At 67.4% G+C, this 23,080-nt stretch carries 19 protein-coding genes; 6 read left to right on the top strand and 13 right to left on the bottom strand.

What is annotated here, in order from left to right:
• Positions 1 to 12 precede the first annotated feature (12 nt).
• The 3 genes from AVME950_RS11120 to AVME950_RS11110 form a co-directional block, all read right to left on the bottom strand.
• Positions 13 to 1,308 carry a nucleotide sugar dehydrogenase gene (locus AVME950_RS11120; RefSeq protein WP_284429872.1) on the bottom strand — a complete coding sequence of 432 codons (1,296 nt, stop codon included), beginning with the start codon at positions 1,306 to 1,308 and terminating at the stop codon, positions 13 to 15.
• Positions 1,309 to 1,427: 119 nt separating this feature from the next.
• Positions 1,428 to 2,912 carry a mannose-1-phosphate guanylyltransferase/mannose-6-phosphate isomerase gene (locus AVME950_RS11115; RefSeq protein WP_284429871.1) on the bottom strand — a complete coding sequence of 495 codons (1,485 nt, stop codon included), beginning with the start codon at positions 2,910 to 2,912 and terminating at the stop codon, positions 1,428 to 1,430.
• Positions 2,909 to 3,280: a DUF2304 domain-containing protein gene (locus AVME950_RS11110; protein WP_272567478.1), complete on the bottom strand. Its 372-nt coding sequence runs from the start codon at positions 3,278 to 3,280 to the stop codon at positions 2,909 to 2,911. Before AVME950_RS11110 ends, AVME950_RS11115 begins: the two co-directional genes overlap by 4 nt.
• Positions 3,281 to 3,643: 363 nt before the next feature.
• Here AVME950_RS11110 and AVME950_RS11105 point away from each other — a divergent pair, with 363 nt between their 5' ends.
• Positions 3,644 to 3,934, top strand: coding sequence for a co-chaperone GroES (locus AVME950_RS11105; protein ID WP_011804151.1), 291 nt, complete (start codon positions 3,644 to 3,646; stop codon positions 3,932 to 3,934).
• 52 nt (positions 3,935 to 3,986) lie between these two features.
• On the top strand, positions 3,987 to 5,639 hold the full coding sequence (gene groL, locus AVME950_RS11100; RefSeq protein ID WP_272567476.1) for a chaperonin GroEL: 1,653 nt from the start codon (positions 3,987 to 3,989) through the stop codon (positions 5,637 to 5,639).
• 128 nt (positions 5,640 to 5,767) lie between these two features.
• Here groL and AVME950_RS11095 read toward each other — a convergent pair whose 3' ends face one another.
• The 3 genes from AVME950_RS11095 to tal form a co-directional block, all read right to left on the bottom strand.
• The gene (locus tag AVME950_RS11095; RefSeq protein ID WP_284429870.1) at positions 5,768 to 7,858 is read right to left on the bottom strand and encodes a TonB-dependent siderophore receptor; all 2,091 of its coding nucleotides are present in this window, start codon (positions 7,856 to 7,858) and stop codon (positions 5,768 to 5,770) included.
• A gap of 245 nt (positions 7,859 to 8,103) precedes the next feature.
• Positions 8,104 to 9,693, bottom strand: a complete 1,590-nt coding sequence (gene pgi, locus AVME950_RS11090) for a glucose-6-phosphate isomerase (protein WP_502869392.1) — start codon at positions 9,691 to 9,693, stop codon at positions 8,104 to 8,106.
• Between the two features lie 9 nt (positions 9,694 to 9,702).
• A complete protein-coding gene (tal, locus tag AVME950_RS11085) occupies positions 9,703 to 10,650 on the bottom strand; it encodes a transaldolase (protein WP_284429868.1) in 948 nt (315 codons plus the stop codon).
• Between the two features lie 169 nt (positions 10,651 to 10,819).
• Here tal and zwf point away from each other — a divergent pair, with 169 nt between their 5' ends.
• On the top strand, positions 10,820 to 12,286 hold the full coding sequence (gene zwf / locus AVME950_RS11080) for a glucose-6-phosphate dehydrogenase (RefSeq protein WP_284410876.1): 1,467 nt from the start codon (positions 10,820 to 10,822) through the stop codon (positions 12,284 to 12,286).
• Positions 12,287 to 12,460: 174 nt separating this feature from the next.
• A complete protein-coding gene (locus tag AVME950_RS11075) occupies positions 12,461 to 13,306 on the top strand; it encodes a MurR/RpiR family transcriptional regulator (protein ID WP_272551228.1) in 846 nt (281 codons plus the stop codon).
• An 85-nt stretch (positions 13,307 to 13,391) separates the two neighbouring features.
• On the opposite strand, the gene fabF is transcribed toward AVME950_RS11075, so the two are convergent.
• The gene (gene fabF / locus AVME950_RS11070) at positions 13,392 to 14,660 is read right to left on the bottom strand and encodes a beta-ketoacyl-ACP synthase II (RefSeq protein ID WP_284429867.1); all 1,269 of its coding nucleotides are present in this window, start codon (positions 14,658 to 14,660) and stop codon (positions 13,392 to 13,394) included.
• A gap of 165 nt (positions 14,661 to 14,825) precedes the next feature.
• Here fabF and AVME950_RS11065 point away from each other — a divergent pair, with 165 nt between their 5' ends.
• Positions 14,826 to 15,425, top strand: coding sequence for a TetR/AcrR family transcriptional regulator (locus tag AVME950_RS11065; protein ID WP_284429866.1), 600 nt, complete (start codon positions 14,826 to 14,828; stop codon positions 15,423 to 15,425).
• 165 nt (positions 15,426 to 15,590) lie between these two features.
• Positions 15,591 to 16,025, top strand: coding sequence for a DoxX family protein (locus tag AVME950_RS11060; protein ID WP_284429865.1), 435 nt, complete (start codon positions 15,591 to 15,593; stop codon positions 16,023 to 16,025).
• Between the two features lie 118 nt (positions 16,026 to 16,143).
• Here the strand turns inward: AVME950_RS11060 and AVME950_RS11055 are convergent, their stop codons facing one another.
• The 6 genes from AVME950_RS11055 to AVME950_RS11030 all read right to left on the bottom strand — a co-directional run bounded on the left by AVME950_RS11055 (position 16,144) and on the right by AVME950_RS11030 (position 23,050).
• Positions 16,144 to 17,217, bottom strand: a complete 1,074-nt coding sequence (locus AVME950_RS11055) for an ABC transporter ATP-binding protein (RefSeq protein WP_284429864.1) — start codon at positions 17,215 to 17,217, stop codon at positions 16,144 to 16,146.
• A complete protein-coding gene (locus AVME950_RS11050) occupies positions 17,214 to 18,191 on the bottom strand; it encodes an ABC transporter ATP-binding protein (protein WP_272567463.1) in 978 nt (325 codons plus the stop codon). Before AVME950_RS11050 ends, AVME950_RS11055 begins: the two co-directional genes overlap by 4 nt.
• Positions 18,192 to 18,200: 9 nt before the next feature.
• Positions 18,201 to 19,112, bottom strand: a complete 912-nt coding sequence (locus AVME950_RS11045; protein WP_284405054.1) for an ABC transporter permease — start codon at positions 19,110 to 19,112, stop codon at positions 18,201 to 18,203.
• 108 nt (positions 19,113 to 19,220) lie between these two features.
• Positions 19,221 to 20,792, bottom strand: coding sequence for an ABC transporter substrate-binding protein (locus AVME950_RS11040; RefSeq protein WP_284429863.1), 1,572 nt, complete (start codon positions 20,790 to 20,792; stop codon positions 19,221 to 19,223).
• A 53-nt stretch (positions 20,793 to 20,845) separates the two neighbouring features.
• Entirely contained in the window at positions 20,846 to 22,066 is a 1,221-nt protein-coding gene (locus AVME950_RS11035) for a M20 aminoacylase family protein (protein WP_284429862.1), read from the bottom strand.
• A 3-nt stretch (positions 22,067 to 22,069) separates the two neighbouring features.
• The gene (locus tag AVME950_RS11030) at positions 22,070 to 23,050 is read right to left on the bottom strand and encodes an ABC transporter permease (protein ID WP_272567456.1); all 981 of its coding nucleotides are present in this window, start codon (positions 23,048 to 23,050) and stop codon (positions 22,070 to 22,072) included.
• Between the last annotated feature and the right edge of the window lie 30 nt (positions 23,051 to 23,080).

Below are 23,080 nucleotides of genomic sequence, written 5' to 3'. Positions count from 1 at the left end.
CGAAGGGGAGAATTAGAGGCGAAAAACGGTGAAGCCGGCTTCGGCGGCCTGCCCGCGGTGGTAGAGGCTTTTGACGTCGGCCAGGACAGGCTGTGCGCCACGGCAGTACGTGCGAAGCTCCGCGGGCGTGGCCTGACGGTATTCGTTATGGCCGACCGCCACCACCAGGGCATCGACCGGATGGTCGGCATCGACACGACCCAACGCCAAGCCGTACTCGTGGTCCACCTCTTGTGCGCTGGCCCAGGGATCGGCGATCACCACGTCCGCGCCCCACGCCAGGAACTCGCGCACCATGTCAACGACCTTGCTGTTGCGGATGTCCGGGCAGTTTTCCTTGAACGTGATGCCCAGGATGCCGATGCGGCAACGGGGCACGTCCATGCCGTTCTTGAGCATGAGACGAATGGTGTTGCGCGCCACGTAGCGCGCCATGTTGTCGTTGATGCGCCGCCCGGCCAGGATGACCTGCGGGTGGTAGCCCACTTCCTCGGCCTTGTGGGTCAGGTAATAGGGGTCCACACCGATGCAGTGGCCGCCCACCAGTCCCGGCCGGAAGGGCAGGAAGTTCCACTTGCTGCCCGCGGCCTCCAGCACGTCGAGGGTGTCGATGCCCAGCCGCTCGAAGATGACGGACAGCTCGTTCACCAAGGCAATGTTCAAGTCGCGCTGGGTGTTTTCGATGACCTTGGCCGCTTCGGCCACTTTCAGGCTGCTGGCCTTGTGGGTGCCGGCCGTGATGATGCTGCCGTACAGCGCATCCACCGCGTCGGCCACTTCGGGGGTGCTGCCGCTGGTGATCTTCTTGATCTTCGTGAGGGTGTTGACCCGGTCGCCCGGATTGATGCGCTCCGGGCTATAGCCGCAGAAGAAGTCCGTGTTGAAGGTCTTGCCGCTGAGCCGTTCGAGCACGGGCACGCACACTTCTTCGGTCGCGCCAGGGTACACGGTGGATTCGTAGATCACCACGGCGCCGTCCGGCATGACCCTGCCCACCGTTTCACTCGCCTTGACCAGGGGCGTCATATCGGGGCGGTTGGCCTTGTCCACCGGGGTGGGCACCGTCACGATGAAGACCTTGCAATCGCGCAGGTCCTCCGGGTTGGCGCTGTATTGCAGGTGGCTGGCGGCTTGCAGGTTTTCCGGGGTCACTTCCAGCGTGCCGTCCTCGCCCGATTGCAACTCGGCGATGCGTGCGGCATTGATGTCAAAGCCGATGACCGGCCTTTTGCGGCCGAACTCCACCGCCAAGGGCAGGCCCACGTAGCCGAGCCCGATCACGGCAATCCTTGCTTGTTCTAGATTCATGTTTTTATGTTGGAAGAATGGGGAGGGTCAAGTGCAGGTGCCGCACTGCTCGCACGCCGGGAAATGCGTGCGCGCGGGCCTGGCAATCGTCACGCCGGTCGCGAAGGCAATCCGATCCATCATGAAACGCCTTCGGCACCGGTAGAGCGCCCGTAGATGTCGTCGAACCGGACGATGTCGTCCTCACCCAGATAGTCGCCCGATTGAACCTCGATGATTTCGAGAGGCGTCTTGCCCGGATTGGCCAGCCGATGGCGGCGGCCCACCGGAATGAACGTGGACTCGTTCTGTGCCAGCAGATAGGTGTCGTCGCCATTGGTGATTTCAGCGGTCCCCCGCACCACCACCCAATGCTCAGCGCGGTGGTAGTGCATCTGCATGCTCAGGCGCGCGCCCGGGTTCACCACGATGCGCTTGACCTGGAAGCGTTCGCCGCTGTCGACAGCGTCGTACCAGCCCCATGGCCGGTGCACTTTCCGGTGGTGGTGGGCCAGCGCGTGCCCCAGCTGCTTCAGCCGGGCCACGATCCTCTTGACGTCCTGGGTGCGGCGCTTGTCGGCCACCAGGACCGCATCGGGTGTTTCGACGACCACGATGTGGTCGAGCCCCACGCCGGCCACGAGCCGGTGGGTGGACATCAACAGGGTGTCCTGGCTGTCTTCCAGCAGGGCATCGCCCACGGTGGCGTTGCCTTGGCCGTCGCGCGGCAGCACGCCCCACAGGGCATCCCAGGCACCCAGGTCGGACCAGCCGGCCTGCAGCGCGACCGCGAACGTGGGGATGCCTATCTCCGGCATCAGCGGCAACCGTTCCATCACGGCATAGTCGATGGAATCCGAAGGGCAGGCCTGGAAGGCGGCCGCGTCAGGCCGGATGAAGTCGAGATCACGCTGCGCCCCCGCCATCGCGGCCTCGCAGGCCTGGAGGATGTCGGGGCGGCAAGCACGCAAAGCGGCCAACCACTGGCTGGCGCGCACCATGAAAAGGCCGCTGTTCCAGAAATAATCACCCGCATCGAGATAGCGCTGCGCGGTCGCGGCATCGGGCTTCTCGGCAAAGCTGGCAATGCGGTGGATGCCAGCACCCTCCGGGCCCGCCGCATGGCACTGGATGTAGCCATAGCCGGTCTCCGGCCGGTCCGGCACGACGCCGAACGTCACCAGTCCGCCCGACAGGGCCATGGAATGGGCCCGCCGGACCGCGGCGTGAAACGCAGGCAGATCCTTCACCACGTGATCGGCCGGCATGGCCAGCATGATCGGATCATCGCCTCCGGCGCATGCCTGCAAGGCGGCCAGCGTCAGTGCGGGCGCGGTGTTGCGCCCCTCGGGCTCCAGGAGTACGCGTGCCGTCCGGATGCCGACTGCCAGCAACTGGCTGGCCGCGATGAAACGGTGCTCGGTGTTGCAGACCAGGATGGGATCGGGCGCGACGCCGATCTCCGGCGCCCACCCCTGCAGCCTCAGTGCCGTGTCCTGGAGCATGGTGCGGGGACCGGCCAACGCCAGAAACTGCTTGGGATAGGCCTCCCGCGACAGGGGCCACAAACGCGTGCCCGACCCGCCGCACAGGATGACCGGCAACAACGGCTGCGCCAAGGTCATGGCTGCGTTCCATCGCCCATCACGCGCGCGCGCAGGCTTTCATTGTCGGCCTGCAACAGGGCCAGCCGCTGGTTCAACCGGCGGACATCCCTCTCGATGCGGGTGTTCACCATGTCGGTGTGCAACGACTTCACCAGCAGCACCATGCTGGCCAGCAGCAGCAGCAGCGCAGGGGGATAGCTGATGCCCAGCAGCTTGGCCAGACGATCGATCAGTCCCGGCCAGGCCCCCAGCAAGGCAGCGGCCCCAGCCACCACCACCCAGAACAGGCCGTGCATCAGATACAGGTGATCCCTGCGGATCAGGTAAAGGATCAGCACCGCCAGGCCGATGCCCATCAGCGCGGTGGTTGCTTGCAAAGACGCCATTGGACTCCCGAATCTATGGATCTGACCCGCATCGGGCGTTTGATTGAGAGCACCGCCGGGAACAGCGCCCATCCCTGCTTGGGGACCAAGCGGACTGCGGGCGCCGAATCACCTCCGGCCTCAAGGAGGTCGGTATTGTAGGTGCACGCCTCATCCATCCCTCAGCCGCCGTCCTTCCTGTGGGCGCGCCGCACTCCCACTGCCAGTCCCCCTCTTGAAATGCGAAAGAATGCCCGTATCATTAGCACTCGACGCGACCGAGTGCTAGCAACGCTGGCGCCAAGCCGCTGAAGTCAGAAAGCGCCCGCACCCTGCGGGCGTGTTGTTGATGTCGCAATCCTTTTTTGAACCAGGAGAGATGCAATGAACCTTCGCCCCCTGCACGATCGCGTGATCGTCAAGCGCATTGAAAGCGAAACCACGACCGCTTCCGGCATCGTGATCCCCGACAACGCCGCTGAAAAGCCCGATCAAGGTGAAGTGCTGGCCGTCGGTCCCGGCAAGAAGAACGACAAGGGCGAGCTGATCGCCCTGAACGTGAAGGTCGGCGACCGCGTTCTGTTCGGCAAGTACTCTGGCCAGACCGTCAAGGTCAACGGCGACGAGTTGCTGGTGATGAAGGAAGACGACCTGTTCGCAGTCGTCGAGAAGTAAGCCTTTCGGCCCTTTTCCCGAACATCCTGTTTACTGAATCCGGAGAAATCAAATGGCAGCAAAAGACGTAGTTTTCGGCGGCGAAGCCCGCGCCCGCATGGTCGAAGGCGTGAACATCCTGGCCAATGCGGTCAAGGTCACCCTGGGCCCCAAGGGTCGCAACGTGGTGCTGGAGCGCTCGTTCGGCGCCCCCACCGTGACCAAGGACGGTGTGTCCGTGGCCAAGGAAATCGAACTCAAGGACAAGCTGCAGAACATGGGCGCCCAGCTCGTGAAGGAAGTGGCTTCCAAGACGTCCGACAACGCCGGTGACGGCACCACGACCGCCACCGTGCTGGCACAGGCCATCGTGCGTGAAGGCTTCAAGTACGTGGCCGCGGGCATCAACCCCATGGACCTCAAGCGCGGCATCGACAAGGCCGTGACGGCCCTGGTGGAAGAGCTGAAGAAGGCTTCCAAGGCCACCACGACCTCCAAGGAAATCGCCCAGGTGGGTTCGATCTCCGCCAACTCCGACGAAACCATCGGCAAGCTGATCGCTGACGCCATGGACAAGGTCGGCAAGGAAGGCGTGATCACCGTGGAAGACGGCAAGTCCCTCGAGTCCGAACTGGACGTCGTGGAAGGCATGCAGTTTGATCGCGGCTACCTGTCGCCCTACTTCATCAACAACCCCGAAAAGCAATCCGCGATTCTGGACAACCCCTTCGTGCTGCTGTTCGACAAGAAGATCAGCAACATCCGTGACCTGCTGCCCACGCTGGAGCAAGTCGCCAAGGCCGGCCGTCCGCTGCTGATCATTGCCGAAGAAGTCGAAGGCGAAGCCCTGGCGACGCTGGTGGTCAACACGATCCGCGGCATCCTGAAGGTCGTGGCAGTGAAGGCCCCTGGCTTCGGCGACCGCCGCAAGGCCATGCTGGAAGACATCGCCATCCTGACGGGCGGCAAGGTCATCGCCGAAGAAGTGGGCCTGACGCTCGAGAAGGTCACCCTGGCCGACCTGGGCCAAGCCAAGCGCATCGAAGTGGGCAAGGAAAACACGATCATCATCGACGGCGCCGGCGCCGCTGAAGACATCGAAGCCCGCGTCAAGCAAGTGCGCGTGCAGATCGAGGAAGCCACGTCCGACTACGACCGCGAAAAGCTGCAAGAGCGCGTGGCCAAGCTGGCTGGCGGTGTGGCCGTGATCAAGGTCGGCGCTGCCACCGAAGTCGAAATGAAGGAAAAGAAGGCCCGCGTGGAAGACGCCCTGCACGCCACGCGCGCAGCGGTGGAAGAAGGCGTCGTGGCTGGTGGCGGCGTGGCGCTGCTGCGCGCCAAGCAAGCCGTGGGCAACTCGATCAAGGGCGACAACGCCGATCAGGATGCCGGTATCAAGCTGGTGCTGAAGGCCATCGAAGCCCCCCTGCGCGAAATCGTGAACAACGCCGGCGGCGAAGCCTCGGTCGTGGTGAACGCCGTGCTGGCCGGCAAGGGCAACTACGGTTTCAATGCCGCCAACGACACGTATGGCGACATGCTGGAACTGGGCATTCTGGACCCCACGAAGGTCACCCGCACGGCCCTGCAGAACGCCGCTTCCGTGGCTTCCCTGCTGCTGACGACGGAATGCATGATCGCTGAAGCCCCCAAGGACGACGCACCGGCCGGCGGCGGCATGCCTGACATGGGCGGCATGGGTGGCATGGGCGGCATGGGCATGTAATTGCCAGCCGCACCGGACGGGATGCACTCCCGCCCGGCTGCTCCATCAAAAAACCCCGCAGGCTGCAAGGCCTGCGGGGTTTTTCTTTGGCGGGGCCGTGGGCGCGACCCGCAGGATCGAGGAGCCGCTCAGAAACGGTAGGTCGCGCTCAGCACCACGTTGCGCCGGGGCGCCCACCAGCAATCGCCGCGCGACAGGCAGGTGCTCATGTACTGCTTGTCGGCCACGTTGTTGATGTTGAGCGCGTAGCGCCATGCCTGGCTGTCATAGGCCAGCAACGCATCTCCGACGAGCGACGATGGAACGCGCGGGCCGGAACCATCGCGGAACGCGGAGAGATACCGCACCCCGGCCCCGGCCGAGAAGCCGCGAATCCCCGCGACGGAAAATCGATACAGCCCCCACACGGCCGCCTGGTTGCGGGGCAGTCCTTCCAGGGTCGGATCCACATCGGTGTAGTTGTAGTGGGCGATCAGATCGAACGCGGTGGTCACGCGGGTCTTCAGTTCCAGTTCCAGCCCCTTGTTGCGGGTCTGGCCGGCCTGCAGCGTGTTCATGGGATTGGTCGGATCGGTGACCTTCTGGTTCTTTTCCTTCAGGTCGTACACCGAGGCGGTGAACGAGGTAGAGCCGCCTTCGGGCAGGTACTTGACCCCCACTTCGATCTGCTCGCCTTGCAGCGGCTTGAAGCGGGCCCCCGAGGTGTTGGTGCCGCTTACCGGGCTGAACGACTCCGCATAGCTGATGTACGGCGTCCAGCCGCCGGCCAGTTGGTACATCACGCCCAGGCGCTTGGTGGTGTCGCTGGTGCGGTCATCGGCCGAGCCGGCCAGGGCATTCGCCACGCGGTCATGGCGCAGGCCGGCGATGAAGATCCATCGGTCCCACTTCATCTGGTCCTGCACATAAATGCCGGTCTGGCGCTGCACGTTCCGGGGCTGCGCGGTGAGCGGCCGGTCGGTCCGCCCGCTGTACACCGGCGCGAACGCGTCGATGGGCGAATCGTAGGCATCGCCGGATTCCGCCTTGTCCTCCGACTGGCGATTCCAGTCGAGGCCCAGCAGCAACTGGTGCTGCACGGCGCCCGTGGTGAGCCGGCCCAGCAGGTTGGTGTCGACCGCGGCCATGCGCGTGCGGGTCACGTTCTGCCCGTACAGCCGGCCGATCAGGCGCTGGTTGACCGGGTCGGCGCCCCACCCGCCCGGATCGGTGAAGAAGTCCGCATAGTGGTAGCCGCCCCGGTTCTCGTTGCGGGCCCAGCGCAGGTTCTGACGCGCCGTCCAAGCATCGTTGAAACGGTGTTCGAACTGGTAACCGATGGATTGCCGATCGGTGTCGTAGTAGTCGCCCGGCTCGCCGATGAACCGGCTGGTGGGCAGCTGCCCGTTGGGATTGGGAAGCAAGGTGCCCGACCAGGGCAGGAACTGCGACGTGCTGCCCGAGCGGTCCTGCTGCCAGTGCGCCTGGAGCAGCAGCGACGTCGCCGCATTGGGCCGCCACATCAGCGACGGCGCGATCAGGCGGCGGTCGTCGGGCACGTGGTCCACCTGCGTGTCGGCGTCGCGGGCCAGCGCCACGAGGCGGTACGACCACTGGCCATCGGCCGTGAGCGGGCCGGTCAGGTCGGTCTGCAGCTGCTTGCGGTTCCAGCTGCCGATCTGCACGCCCACTTCGCGCTGCGCTTCCTGCAGCGGGCGCTTGCTCACCATGTTGACCACGCCCGCCACGGTGCCGGTGCCGAACAGCATGCCCGACGGGCCGCGCAGCACCTCCAGGCGCTCCAGCGTGTACAGCTCCGCGGGCGTGGTGCTGGTGTAGTAGTTGTAGCTCTGGCGCAAGCCATCGAGGTAGATGTCCGGGTAGCTGCCGCGCACGCGCACGCTGTCGGAGCGGCTGTCCAGCCCATAGGCATCGCTGCGCACGCCCGCCGCATAGAGCAGCGCGCCCTGGAAGGTCGTCGCGCCCTGATCGACCATCTGGTCGCGCGTGATGACGGTGACCGATTGCGGGGTTTCGCTGAGCGGCGTGTCGGTCTTGGTGGCCGTGGTGGCGTTGCGGGCGCGGTAGCCCACCACGGGGCCGGTGGCGGATTCCTTTTCGGCGTTGGCATCCACCCGCACTTCGGACAGCGTGGCGCCCACGCCCTGTGCATGCGCCCAAGGCACCAACCCCAGGGCGGCGGCCACGCAGGCAGGGCCCCGCAGATCAATGAATTTCATGGCAAATATAAATAGTATTGATAACGATTCCCATTTTAGAAATCGATCGCCTATTCGTAAGCCATTTGTTGCAATCGGGCGACATCCCGGCGCGGCATTCCCGGCATGGTGCGCAACCGCCGGCCAGGCGCCTGCCCCGCCGTTCGCCCAGGAAAAATCCCCGCCGGTCTTGCAACTTGCGGGGATGGGGGGAGGCGCGGTGGATGGCAGCGCCGGCAGCAACCGCGCAGCGCCGGCCGTTCAGGTCAACGCAGCTGGCGCAACAGGCCGGCGGTCGAAGCGTCCAGCCCGTCGGTGTCTCCCGAGGACAGGCGGGGCTCCAGCTCCCGGGCCAGCACCTTGCCCAGTTCCACCCCCCACTGGTCGAAGCTGTTGATGCCCCAGACCGCACCGCTCACGAACACGCGGTGCTCGTAGAGCGCGATGAGCGCGCCCAGCGATGCGGGTGCCAACTGGTCCAGCACCAGGAACGTGCTGGGGCGGTTGCCGGTGAAGTGCCGGTGCCCGGACTCCTGCGGCCGGCCCAGCATCAGCGCCTTGGCCTGGGCCAGGGCGTTGGCCACGAGGCGCGAATGGTGGTGCGGCAGGTCGCGCGCGCCCTTGCGCAGCGCGATGAACTCCACCGGAATCACGTCGGGCCCCTGGTGGACCATCTGGAAGAACGCGTGCTGGCCGTTGGTGCCGGGTTCTCCCCACACCACGGGCGAGGTCTGCACCGCCAGCGGCCGGCCTTCCCAGTCCACGCCCTTGCCGTTGCTCTCCATCTCCAGCTGCTGCAGGTAGGCCGGCAGCCGGCGAAGGCCGTGGCTGTAGGGCGCCACGCAGCGGCTGGCGAACCGGTGGAAGTTGCGGTACCACACGTCCAGCAGGCCGAGGCGCACCGGCAGGTTGCGCTCCAGCGGCGCGTGGCGAAAGTGCTCGTCCATCGCGTGGGCGCCGGCCAGCAGGTCGCGGAAATGCGCTGCGCCGATGGCGATGGCGATCGGCAGGCCGATGGCCGACCACAGCGAATAGCGCCCGCCCACCCAGTCCCAGAAGCCAAGCGTGGTGTCGATGCCGAACTCCGCCGCGGCTTCGACGTTGGTCGTCAGCGCGACGAAATGGCGCGACACCGACACGCGCCCGGCCTGCCGTGGGCTGCCGCCGTGCGACAGGAACCAGTCGCGCGCCGCATGGGCGTTGGACATGGTCTCGGCGGTGGTGAACGTCTTGGAGGCGATGAGGAACAGCGTGCTCTCGGGCCGCAGCGTGTGCAGCAGCGTGCCCAGTTCCTGCCCGTCGACGTTGGAGACGAAGTGCAGGCGCTTGTCGCTCTGGCGCAGGTCGTCCAGCGCCTTCACCACCATGGAGGGGCCGAGGTCCGACCCGCCGATGCCGATGTTCACGATGTCGGTGATGGCGGTGTCGGCACGCACGCGCTCGGCCAGCGCCAGCATCGCGTCGAGCGTGGTGTGCACGTCGCGCAGGCTGTTTGCTACGAAATCAGTAGCACCAAGGGCATGGTTTTCTAGGGCATCGGCCTGATTTCGCAACAGCCAGTGCATCACCGCGCGCTGCTCGGTGTGGTTGATCGCCTCGCCGGCGAACATGGCGTCGCGGTAGGCCTCCAGACCGCATTCGCGCGCCAGCTGCATGAGCAGCGCCTCGGTCGGCCGGTCAATGCGGTTCTTGGACAGGTCGGCGAACAGGTGCGGCGCCTCCTGGCTGAAGTCCTCGAAGCGCAGCGGGTCGGTGGCGAACGCCTGGCGCACGTCGAAGGTGCGGCCGCTGTCGTCGTAGCGGGCCTGCAGCGCCGCCCAGGCGGTGGTGTGGTCGCAGCGGATGCGTTGGGGCATGGTCATGGGTCAGGCGGCCTGCATCATGTGTTCGAGCTTGGCCGCATCGGCCGCGAAGGCGCGGATGCCTTCGGCGAGCTTCTCGGTCGCCATGGCGTCGGCATTGAACGCGTAGCGGAAGGCGGGCTCGTCGTATTCGACGGCTGGCAGGTCCAGCGCGCGCGCCGCCTCGGGGTCGAGCGCGCGGGTCAGCGGCGCATCGCTGGCCGCCAGTTGCGCGAGCAGGTCGGGGGCGATGGTCAGCAGGTCGCAGCCGGCCAGCGCGGTGATCTGCCCCACGTTGCGAAAGCTCGCCCCCATGACCTCGGTGGCGATGCCGAAGTGCTTGTAGTACTGGTAGATCTGGCGCACCGACTGCACGCCAGGGTCGTTGGGGCCGGCCATGGCCGCCTCGTCCCACTGGGCGCCGGCCTGCTTCTTGTACCAGTCGTAGATGCGGCCGACGAAGGGCGAGATCAACTGCACCTTGGCGCGGCCGCAGGCCACGGCCTGCACGGGCGAGAACAGCAGCGTGAGGTTGGTGTGGATGCCGCGCTCTTCCAGGATGCGGGCGGCTTCGATGCCTTCCCAGGTGGAGGCGATCTTGATGAGCACGCGGGCGGTGTCCACGCCCTCGGCCTGGTACAGCTCGATGATGCGTTCGCCCCGCGTGACGGTGGCCATGGTGTCGAACGACAGGCGCGCATCCACTTCGGTGGAGACGCGGCCGGGAATGAGGGAGAGGATTTCGCAGCCGAACCGCACGATCAGCCGGTCCATGATTTCTTCCACCGGATGGCCCTTCCAGCGGGTCACGGCCTCTTGCAGCAGGGGGGCGTAGTCGGGCTTTTGCACCGCCTTGAGGATCAGCGAGGGGTTGGTCGTCGCATCCTGCGGCTGGTAGGCGCTCAGTTGGCGGAAGTCGCCCGTGTCGGCCACCACGGTGGTGACCTGTTTGAGGGCGTCGAGTTGGTTCATGCAATGCTCCCGTGAGGTGGCGTGCGGGGGCGCTCGGGCGGGCCCCGTCGGCACGGCAACCGCAGAGTGTATTGCGCGGTAACCCGGGTTCCTGTCAGTCGCCGCCTCATCATGAAACTCGGTAACATGCCCGGCAGCTTAATTACCAATTTTCTGGGACGCGACAACGATGAGTTTCGATCTGGTTCTGTTCGGCGGCACGGGCGATCTGGCATGGCGCAAGCTGCTGCCGGCCCTTTTCCAGGCGTTCCGCCACGGCTCGCTGCCCGCGGGCGGCCGCATCATCGGCGTGGCGCGGGACGACCTGACCGACGCCGCCTACCGCGAACTGATCGCCAGCCGCTTCGCCGCCGTGGTGGACGACAAGCGCCCGAGCGCGGAGGAGTTCCAGCAGTTCGCGGCCTTGCTGCAGTACCAGCGCATGGACCTGTCCAAGCCCGAGGACTACGCCCGGCTGGCCGAGCGGCTGGGCGAGCGGCAGGCCGACACCGTGGTGATGTACCTGGCCACCGCCCCGGGCCTGTTCACCACCGCCTGCGAGCAGCTCGGCGCCGCCGGGTTGGCCACCCCGAACACGCGCGTGGTGCTGGAAAAGCCGCTGGGCCACGACCTCGAATCCAACCGCGCCATCAACGCGGCGGTGCGCACGGTGTTCAACGAGTGGCAGATCTTCCGCATCGACCACTACCTGGGCAAGCCGTCGGTGCAGAACCTGCTGGCGCTGCGCTTCGGCAATGCGCTCTTCGAGCCCCTGTGGCGCCGCGAGACCGTCGCCAGCATCGAGATCACCATGGCCGAAAAGCTGGGCGTGGAAAAGCGCGGCGCGTTCTACGACGGCACGGGCGCCCTGCGCGACATGGTGCAGAACCACGCGCTGCAGCTGCTGTGCGCGATCGGCATGGAGCCGCCCATCAACGCCCATGCCGATGCCATCCGCGACGAAAAGCTCAAGGTGCTGCGCTCGCTGGTCCCCTGGACGCCCGCCACCCTGGCACGCGACGTGGTGCGCGGCCAGTACACGGCCGGCAGCCTGAGCGGCGAGCGCGTGAAGGGCTACGCCGACGAGGACGGCGTGGCGCCCGGCAGCCGCACCGAGACCTTCGTGGCCCTGCGCACCGAGATCGCCAACTGGCGCTGGGCCGGCGTGCCCTTCTACGTGCGCACCGGCAAGCGACTGGCCTCGCACGAGGCGCACATCGCCATCAACTTCCGGCCCACGCCCCACCCCATCTACCGCTCGCCGATGGGCGCGGCCAACCGGCTGGTGATCCACCTGCAGCCGCGCGACGGCGTGGCGCTGCACCTGTTCGCGGCGGGCCAGGAAAAGCGCGGCACCCGCGTGTCGGAGGCGCAGGCGCTCGCGCCGGTGCACCTGGACCTCGACTTCGAGCAGCGCTTCGGCACCGAGCGCGTGGGCGCCTACGAACGCCTGCTGCTGGACGTGATCGGCGGGCGCCTGAACCTCTTCGTGCGGGCCGACGAGCAGGAAGCCGCCTGGCGCTGGGTGGAGCCCATCATGCAGGCCTGGCGCGACTCCGACGACGGCCCCCGGCCCTACTCCGCCGGCAGCTGGGGCCCCAGCGCCGCCAGCGCCATGGTGGCGCGCGACGGCCACACCTGGATGGAAGAGACTTGAGCCGCCCCCTGTGTCGCCTGCGGCGCCTTCCCCCGGAGGGGGACGACGCCCGTGGCCTGGCCAAGCCAGTTCCACGGCGTCTGCTGGCGTGGCCTGCTCCGCGGCCTTCTGACGGTCAAGGCCGCGTCGGTGGCTCGCAGCACGCGTGCTGTCCGGCGATGAAGGGCCCCCGTCATGCTTGAACGAATCACCGCATCCCTGCCATCCCTGGCCCCGGCCGAGCAGCGCGTGGCCCAGCTCGTGCTGGACGACGCGCGGGCCTTCGCCCGGCTGCCGGTGCGCGAACTGGCCGCCCGCGCCAGCGTGAGCAAGCCCACCGTGGTGCGGTTTTGCCGCAGCATGGGCTACGACGGCCTGGCCGACTTCAAGCTCAAGCTGGCCGGCAGCGTGAGCGAAGGGGTTCCCTTCATCCACCGCAGCGTGGACGCCGACGACAAGACCGGCGACGTGCTGGTGAAGGTGGTGGACAACGCCGCCGCCGCTTTCCTGCAATACCGCAACGCCGCCAGCACCGGTGCCATCGAACGCGCCGCCAAGGCCATCGCGGACACCTGGCAGACCGGCCGGCGCATCGAGTTCTACGGCGCCGGCAATTCGGGCATCGTCGCGCAGGACGCGCAGCACAAGTTCTTTCGGCTGGGCATCACCAGCATCAGCACGAGCGACGGCCACATGCAGGTCATGAGCGCCACCCTGCTCGGCCCGGGCGACTGCGCGGTGATCGTCTCCAACTCCGGCCGCACGCGCGACCTGATGGACGCAGCCGACATCGCGCGCAAGAACGGCGCCACCACCATCGCCATCACCGCGAGCGGATCGCCCCTGGCCCTGGCCTGCCACATCCACCTGGCGGCCGACCACCCCGAGGGCTACGACCGCTACAGCCCGATGGTGTCGCGCCTGCTGCACCTGCTGGTGATCGACGTGCTCGCCACCTGCGTGGCCCTGCGCATCGGCGAACCCCTGCAGCCCCGCCTGCAGCAGATGAAGGACAACCTGCGGGCCAAGCGGTACACCTGATCCGGCCCGCCCGCCAGGAGGCAGAGGCTTTCAGGCCTCCAGCGCAATATCCACTAGGGCATTAAGCTATTATTTTTATAGCATTTCAGGACACCCATCGGCGGAACACCAGCGATGCGTTGACACCGCCGAAGCCGAAGCCATTGACCAGCGCATGCGCCAGCGCCATCGGGCGGGGCCGGTGGGCCACCAGGTCCAGGCCCTGGGCGAGATCGTCGGGCTGGTCCAGGTTCAACGTGCCGGGCACGACCTGATCGCGCAGCGCCATCACCGTGAAGACCGATGCCACCGCGCCCGCCGCTCCCAGAAGATGCCCGGTCGCCCCCTTGGTGGAGGCAATGGCCACCGCGGCCCCTTCGCCGAACAGGCGGCGGATCGCCGCCAGCTCGCCCCGGTCGCCGACATAGGTGGACGTGGCATGGGCATTGAGGTGCTGCACCTGCGCCGGCTGCAGCCCGGCCTGCGCCAGCGCCGCCTGCATGCTGCGCAGGGCACCGTCGCCGTCTTCCGGGCCCGAGGTGATGTGGTGCGCGTCCGCGGAGGTGCCGTAGCCCACCACCTCGGCCAGCGGCACGGCGCCGCGCGCCAGCGCGTGCTCCAGCGCCTCCAGCACCAGCACGCCGGCGCCCTCCCCCATCACGAAGCCGTCGCGCGCCGCATCGAACGGGCGAGATGCGGCGGCAGGGTGGTCCGCGAAGCCGGTGGACAGGGACTTGGCCGCGGCGAAACCGCCCAGACTGACGCGGTCGATCGCGGCCTCGGTGCCGCCGCACACGGCCACGTCGGCTTCGCCGCAGCGGATCATGCGCACGCCGTCGCCGATGGCCTGGATGCTGGCGGCGCAGGCCGTCACGGGTGCGCCGATGGGCCCTTTCAGGCCATGCCGTATCGACACGTGCCCCGCCGCCAGATTGATGAGGAACGACGGCACGGTGAAGGGCGACAGGCGCTGCGGCCCCCGCGTGTCGGTGGTGCGCACGGCCTCGGCAATGGCGCCGAAGCCGCCGATGCCGGAGGCGATCACCGTGGCCGTGCGGTGGGCCGCGTGGGCATCCGCCGGCGCCCATCCGGCCTGCGCCAGGGCCTGCTGCGCCGCGCCGAGGGCGAAAGGGATGAAGCGGTCCATCTTGCGCGCATCTTTCGTGCCGATCACAGACATCGGATTCCAGCCGCCCTGCCCGTCTTCCTCGATGGTGGGCACCACGCCGCCCACTTTGGCCGCCAGCCCCTCCACCGTGGCTTCGGGCAGGCGCCGCAGGCCCGATGCACCGGACAGCAGTCGGCCCCAAGCCAGTTCCACATCACAGCCCAGGGGAGACACCAACCCCATGCCGGTCACGACGACGCGCCGCATCAAACGGCCCCGCCCGAAAACACCCCGCCCGGGGTCACCTTGTGATTCACCATCATTGGCCTCGCTGGTTGATGCACGGCTGTCCGCGCTTTTATGATTGCGGCCGTCATCATAAATGCACGATCAGTTTTTGCGTACGGTCGCAATCAAAAAGGAAAATCAGCGATGAAAGTGTCGAAAGCCCAGTCGGCGGAAAACAGGCAAGGCATCCTGGACGCCGCCGCGCGGCTCTACCGCGAGCGCGGCCTGTCGGGCGTGGGGGTGGCCGACATCACCCGCGACGCGGGACTGACCCACGGCGGCCTGTATCGGCACTTCTCCTCCAAGGACGCGCTGGTGCGCGAAGCCTGTGCCCGTGCGTTCGATTGGTCGATCGCCCCGCTGGACGGCGCGGAAGGCGCGACCGACCTGGCTGCGCGCGTGAACAGCTATCTCTCGGCCACCCACCGTGACAGGCCCGGCGAAGGCTGTCCCGCCGCCGCGCTGGCGGTGGACGCGGCCCGGGCCGGCAGCGACCTGTCTGAGGTGTTCGCACGCGGCATCGAGCGCAACATCGACCGCTTCGCCCGGGTGATCGAAGAACTCGCCCCCGACGGCGGACCCATCAGCGCCGAAGGCCGGGCGCGCGCCATGGAAATGCTGGCGACCATGGTGGGCGGGCTCGTGCTGGCCAGAGCTACCGCCGCCGCCCAGCCTGCGCTGTCCGATGAAATCCTCGCCACGCTGCGCGACAGGCTGAACGCACCGGAGGACAAAGCGGTTTGACCGGCGGCAGCGCCCACAGTGCAGCGTGCTGCGCTGCGCTGAGCGGTCTGGGGTACACGGCGTGGTCCAGGTGCGACAGCCCTTCGGCCGATTGTGAGAAAACGCACTGACACCTCCCGAACGGGCCCGCATACTGCGATTTTTGACCTGGAGAGGAGAACCCCCATGAACAACGCATCCCGCCACCCCGCCTCCGCCGCCGCATCGGACGATGCCGGCAAACTCGTCCTGCGTGTCGCCGTCGGCGTGCTCGTGCTGCTGCACGGCATCTTCAAGCTGCAGAACGGGGTGGGCTTCATCAGCGGCATGCTGGAGCGGGCCGGCCTGCCGGGCGCCCTGGGCTACCTGGTGTTCGTCGGCGAAATCCTGGCGCCGGTGCTGATGATCGTCGGCCTGGCCACCCGCGCGGGCGCCGCCATCGTGGTGGTCAACATGCTGGTGGCGTTCGGCCTCGTGCACATGGCCGACCTGTTCGCGCTCAACAAGCAGGGCGGCTGGGCGCTGGAACTGCAGGGCCTGTACCTGTTCGGCGCGTTGAGCGTGGTGCTGCTGGGCGCCGGGCGCTACAGCGTGGGCGGCGTGAACGGCAAATTCAACTGAACGGGGGATGGGCGGTGGCGCCCACCGCCGCTCGTCCGAATCCACCCGAGCCACTCCTTATGCTATAAAAAATATAGCACAAGGAACATGATCCACTAGGGCATCGGCCCGATTTCGATCAAACCGCGGCGGGAACGGGCACCGCCACCAGCGGAATGCGGCCTTCCTCGATGCCGTGGCAGGCCACGCGGGCGCCGCCCTGGTTCAGCAACTGCGGCCGCTCGGTGCGGCACCGGTCGTTGGCGTGCGGGCAACGCGGGTTGAACGCGCAACCGGGCGGCGGGTTCAGCGGATTGGGCACCTCCCCCTGCACCGGCGTGCGCGAGCGGCCGGTGTCGTGCATCTTGGGAATGGCGTCCAGCAGCATGCGCGTGTAGGGGTGGCGTGGCGTGGCGAACAGCTCGCGCTTGTCGGCCAGCTCCACCAGGCGCCCCAGGTACATCACGCCCACCTGGTCGCTCACGTGGCGCACCACGGCCAGGTTGTGCGAGATGAACAGGTACGTCAGGTGCCGCTCGCGCTGCAGGTCCTTCATGATGTTCAGCACCTGCGCCTGCACCGACACGTCGAGCGCCGACGTGGGCTCGTCGCACACGAGGAATTCCGGCTCGGTGGCGAGCGCCCGCGCGATCGAGATGCGCTGGCGCTGCCCGCCCGAGAACTGGTGCGGGTACTTCACCATGTCCAGCGGCGACAGGCCCACCGACTGCAGCAGCTCGCCCACACGGGCCTTCAGCTCGGCCTTGTCGGTGATGAGGCCGTGCTCGCGCAGCGGCTCGCCGATGATGTCCTCGACCAGCCAGCGCGGGTTGAGGCTGGCATAGGGGTCCTGGAAGATCATCTGGATGCGTCGGCGCATGGCCTGCGCGTCCTTGCCCTTGAAGGCCGCGTGCGCATCCTGCCCGTCGAAGGTGAGGCCGCCGCGCGTGGGCTCGTACAGGCCCACCAGCAGCCGCGCCACCGTGCTCTTGCCGCAGCCGGATTCGCCCACGAGCGCCAGCGTCTTGCCGCGCTCAATCTCGAAGCTCACGCCGTCGACGGCGTGCAGCAGCGTGCGGGGCTTGCGCTCCAGCACGCGGTTGAGCCAGGGGGCGGACACATCGAAGGTCTTGGCCAGGTCGTGCGCCTGCACCAGGGGCTTGCCGGCGGCGGCGCTGGCGCTGGCCGAAGGGGTGGGAGTGTGGGCGCTCATGCGGCGGCTTTCTTGGGCAGGTCGTGCAGCCAGCAGGCGGCTTTCGTGGCGCCGGCCTGCAGCAGTTCGGGGCGCTCCACCTTGCAGCGGTCGAAGGTGTGGGGGCAGCGCGGATTGAAGGCGCAGCCCTGGGGAATGGCGTTCAGGCGCGGCATGGCGCCGTCGATCTGGTTCAGGCGCTCGCGCTCCTGCTCCATGTCGGGGATGGACGCCATCAGGCCGGCCGTGTAGGGGTGCGCCGGGTGGTTGATGACCTCGTGCACGGGGCCGATCTCGGCCACGCGGCCGGCATACAGCACCGCCACGCGGTCGCAGGTCTCGGCGATCACGCCCATGTCGTGGGTGATGAGCATCACGGCCGCGCCGCGCGATTTGCAGATGTTCTTGAGCAGCTGGATGATCTGCGCCTGGATCGACACGTCCAGCGCCGTGGTGGGCTCGTCCGCCACGATGAGTTGCGGCTCGGCCGCCAGCGCCAGGGCGATCACCACGCGCTGGCGCATGCCGCCCGAAAACTGGTGGGGGTAATGGTCCACGCGCTGCTCAGCGGCCGGGATGCCCGTGTCCTTGAGCAGGTCGATGGCGCGGCGGCGCGCCTCGGCGGCGTTCACCGGCAGGTGGGCCTGGATGGTCTCGACGAGTTGCTGGCCCACCGTGTACAGCGGGTTCAGCGAGGTCAGCGGGTCCTGGAAGATCGCGCCGATGCGCCGGCCGCGGATGTGCCGCATCTCGCGCGACGACAGGTTGTCGATGCGCTGGCCCTCCAGCACGATCTGGCCGGAGGCCACCCGCCCCGGCGGCTCCAGCAGGCCGATGATGGCTGCGCCCGTGAGCGACTTGCCGGCGCCCGACTCGCCCACCACCCCCAGGATTTCACCGGGCGCGATGGAAAAGGAGATGTCGTCCAGCGCGCGCAGGGTGCCGCGGCGGCTGGGGAATTCGACGACGAGGTTCTTGACTTCGAGAAGGCTCATTGGGTGCTTTCAGCGGAGGCGGGGGTTCAGCGCATCGCGCAGCCAGTCGCCCAGCAGGTTCACCGACAGGGCGATCAACACCAGCATGGCGCCCGGAAACACCGTGATCCACCACTCGCCCGAAAACAGGTAGTCGTTGCCGATGCGGATCAGCGTGCCCAGCGAGGGCGAGGTGGGCGGCGCGCCCACGCCCAGGAACGACAGGGTCGCCTCGGTGATGATGGCCGTCGCCACCTGGATGGTGGCCAGCACCATCACCGGGCCCATCACGTTGGGCAGCACGTGCTTGCGCATGATGCGCAGCGAGTTGACGCCCGTCACGCGCGCGGCCTGGACGTATTCCTTGTTGCGCTCCACCAGCGTGGAGCCGCGCACGGTGCGCGCGTACTGCACCCAGCCGGTGAGCGAGATCGAGATGATCAGCACCCCGAACGCCAGCGACTCGTGGGCGTTGGGAAACACCGCGCGGCCCACGCCGGCGATCAGCAGCGCCACCAGGATGGCCGGGAACGACAGCATCACGTCGCACAGGCGCATGAGCACCGCATCCACCCAGCCGCCGCGAAAGCCCGCCAGCAGCCCGAGCGCCACGCCGACCACCACCGACAGCACCACCGAGGCGAAGCCCACGATGAGCGAGATGCGCGCGCCGTAGATCACCGCGGACAGGATGTCGCGGCCCTGGTCGTCGGTGCCCAGCAGGTACTTGGTGGATCCTTCAGGGCTCCAGGCCGGCGGCAGCCGCGCATCGCCCAGTTCGAGCGTGGTCAGATCGAACGGGTTGTGCGGCGCGACCCAGCCCGCGAAGAACGAGCAGAACACGCAGATGAGCGCGATCACCGCCGCGCCGATGGCCACGGGCGAGGTGCGAAAGCTGTGGCCGACATCGCTGTCGAACCATCGGAAGAGCGTTTTTTTCATCGTGTTTGGAAACCCCAGGAAACTCACTGCGGCGGCGCCGGCTGGCCACCGCCTCGGTCGGGCACCTTGCCGGCGCGCCCTGCTTGGTTGGCTACGCCGCTGCGGCACTCATTTGACGATGCTCATCCATTTGAAGGGCATGAAGTTGTCGGCCATCTGCACCAGCCTGACCTTCTTGCTCACGCCCCAGGCCAGCGCCTGCTGGTGCAGCGGCACGTGGCCGATGTCGGCGGCGTGGATCGCGAACGCCTCGCGGATCATGGCGTTGCGCTGGGTCTTGTCGGTTTCCGCCTGGATCCGCCGGGTGAGCTCGTCGACCTTGGGGTTGCAGTACGCGCCCAGGTTGAACTGGCCGGCGCCCTTGTCGTCCACGCACGTCATGAGGGCATTCAGCGCGTTGTGCGCATCGTAGGTGGCGGGCGACCAGCCCAGCATGTAGAAGCTCGTGTCGCGGCGCAGCACCTTCGGGAAATAGGTGCCCTTGGTCTCGGCCTGCAGGTTGATCTTGACGTTGATGCGCGCAAGATTGGCCGCCACCGCCTGGCACACGCGGCCGTCGTTCACGTAGCGGTCGTTGGGGCAGTTCATCGTCAGCTCGAAGCCGTTGGCGTAGCCCGCCTCGGCCATGAGCTTCTTGGCCGCATCCACGTCGTAGGGCAGCCGCTTCATGTCGACCTGGAAGCCGTTGATGCCGGGGCCGACGAGCTGGGCGGACGGGTTGGCCGCGCCGCGCATGACGGTCTTGCGGATGCCCTCGATGTCGATGGCCTGGTAGAACGCCTGCCGCACCCGCTTGTCCTTGAAGGGGTTCTTGCCCTTCACGCTGGAATACAGCAGCTCGTCGCGCTTTTGGTCCATGCCCAGGAAGATGGTGCGCAGCTCGGGACCCGTCACGGCGCGGGTGTTGGGGCTGGTGTTCACGCGCTCGATGTCCTGCACCGGCACGGGCTCCATCACGTCCACCTCGCCCGACAGCAGCGCCGCCACGCGGGTGGCGTCGTTGCCGATCGGCGTGTAGATGATCTCGCTGGCGTTGCTCTCGATGGCGCCCCAGTAGCTGCCGTTGCGCGTGAACACCGTGCGCACGTTGGGCTGGCGCTCGCGCACGCGGAACGGCCCGGTGCCGTTGGCACGGAATGACGCGGCGTTCTCGATGCCCTTGCGGCGGTCCACCGGCGTCGTGGCCTGGTTGGTCTCGCACCACTTCTTGCTCATCATGTACACGAGCGTGAGCACGTCCGGCAGGATGGGATAGGGCGAGCGGGTCTCGATCTCGACCGTGTAGTCGTCGATCTTGCGCACCTCCTTGAAGTCGTTCGTGTAGCTCTTCATGTCCGAGCCCTCGACCTGCGTGCGGCCCAGCGAGAACAGCACGTCGTCCGCCGTGAAGGGCGTGCCGTCGTGGAACTGCACGCCGCGCCGCAATTCGAAGCGCCAGACCGTGGGCGCCGTCATCTTCCAGCTGGTGGCCAGCGCGGGCGCCAGGCTCAGGTCCTTGTTGCGGCCCACGAGCGGCTCGTAGACGTTGCCGGTCACGCTCAGCTGCAGCGATTCGTTGAGCGAGTGCGGGTCCATCGACAGGGCATCGCCCTGGTTCGCCACGCGGATGGTCTGCGCCCCTGCGACGGACACCATGGCGACCATCGCCAGGGCCAACGCCGTTTTTGTCTGGAATTTCATGGGGACTCCTGAGGAAGAAAAGGGGGATGTGCGCACACGGGCCGATGTGGGCGTCAGGCGCCCGCCAGCGGCATGGCCTGCTCGACCAGGCTGGCATGCAGCGCGGCGCCCAGCGGCAGGATGTCGTCGTTGAAGTCGTAGCGGTTGTTGTGTAGCGCGCTGTTGCCTGGGCCGGTGCCCTGGCCGATGCGCAGGTAGGCGCCGGGCTTGTTCTGCAGCATGAAGGAGAAGTCTTCCGCGCCCATGCTGGGGTCCATGTCGCGCACCACGTTCTCGCCGCCTACCAGCGATTCGGCCACGTCGCCCGCGAACTGCGCATGGCTTTCGGTGTTGATGGTGGCCGGATAGATGCGTTCGTAGCGCACCGTGGCGGTGGCGCCGAAGCCGAGCGCAATGGCGCTGCACAGCTCCTGGATGCGCCGCTCCACCATGTCCTGCACCACCGGATCGAAACTGCGCACCGTGCCCACCAGCGTGGCCGTGCCGGGCAGCACGCTGAAGGCGCCCAGGTCGCCCGCCTGGATCGCGCACAGGCTGATCACGGCGCTGTCGATGGGGCGCACGTTGCGCGAGACGATGCCCTGCACCGCGGTGATGATGTGCGCCGCCACCAGCACCACGTCCACCGTCTGGTAGGCATGGGCGCCGTGGCCGCCCCGGCCGGTGATCTCGATCGTCACGCGGTCGGCCGCGGCCATCATGGCGCCCGAGTTCAGGCCGATGGTGCCGGGTTTCATGGCGGGCCAGTTGTGCATGGCGTACACCGACTGCACGGGAAAGCGTTCGAACAGGCCGTCCTCCACCATCACCCGCGCGCCGGCAAAGCCTTCTTCGCCGGGCTGGAAGATCAGCACGGCGGTGCCGTCGAACTGGCGCGTGGCGGCCAGGTAGCGCGCCGCGCCGATCAGCATGGCGGTGTGCCCGTCGTGCCCGCACCCGTGCATGAGGCCGGACTTGCAGGACTTCCATGCGAAATCGTTCTGCTCGGTCATCGGCAGCGCGTCCATGTCGGCACGCAGGCCGATCATGCTGCGGCTGCCGCGGCCCTGCCCCCGGATGACGGCGACGATGCCCGTGCGCCCGATGCCGTCGTGGATCTCGTCCACGCCGCACACCTTGAGGGCCTCTTTCACGCGGGCCCCGGTGTACACCTCCTCGAAGCCGAGTTCGGGGTGGGCGTGCAGGTCCCGCCGGAATGCGGTGAGTTCGGGGTGGTACTGCGCGATGTGCGCGAAGGCCCGGCCCCCGGCCTTGAAGCGAAGCGCCTGCGCCATGTCTCAGTGCCCTCCGGCCTTGCCCACGCGCAGGCGCGGATCGACGGCGAAATACAGCAGATCGACCACGAGGTTGATCACCACGAAGATCAGCGCGATCAGGCACAGGTAGGCCGCCATCACCGGAATGTCCGCGAAGGTGACCGCCTGGATGAACAGCAGGCCCATGCCCGGCCACTGGAACACCGTCTCGGTGATGATGGCGAAGGCGATGAGGCCGCCCAGCTGCAGGCCCGTGATGGTCATCACCGGAACCAGCGTGTTCTTGAGGGCATGGCCGAAGTGGATCGCCCGGTCGGACAGGCCGCGCGCGCGGGCGAATTTGATGTAGTCGGTGCGCAGCACCTCCAGCATCTCGGCGCGCACGAGCCGCATGATCAGCGTGAGCTGGAAGATCGCCAGCGTGATCGCCGGCAGCGTGATGTGGTGCCAGCCCTTGGGGGTCAGCAGCCCGGTGCTCCACCAGCCCAATTGCGTGACGGGGCCCCGCCCGAAGCTCGGGAACCAGCCCAGGTGCACGGCGAACACGAGGATCAGCAGGATCCCGATCAGGAAGGTGGGCAGCGACACGCCGAGCAGGGACAGCGTCATGAACAGCTGGCTCGCGAAGCTGCCGCGCCGCAGGGCGGCATACACGCCCATCGGCACGCCGATCAGCAGCGCGAGCACGGCGGCCACGAGGGCCAACTCCAGCGTGGCGGGAAAGCGCTCGGCGATCAGCCGCGACACCTTCGCGCCCTGGCGCAGGCTGAGGCCGAACTCGCCCTGCGCGGCATTCACCAGAAAGTGCCAGAACTGCACGATGAAAGGCTTGTCCAGGCCGAGCGCCGCGCGCAGCTCACGGATCTGCTCGGGCGTGGCATCCTGGCCGAGCAGGAAGGTGACGGGATCTCCGACGTACTGGAACAGCATGAAGGAGATGAAGGCCACCGCGATCATCACGATGACGGCCTGAATCAGGCGTCGCAGAATAAAGGCAAGCATCAGTGAACCGTGAGTGAATCGGGCATGCTA

Source organism: Acidovorax sp. SUPP950, assembly GCF_030158935.1.
Classification (GTDB): domain Bacteria; phylum Pseudomonadota; class Gammaproteobacteria; order Burkholderiales; family Burkholderiaceae_C; genus Paracidovorax.
Note: the sequence above shows the minus strand (reverse complement) of the source record. Positions and strands in the feature narration are given on the sequence as shown.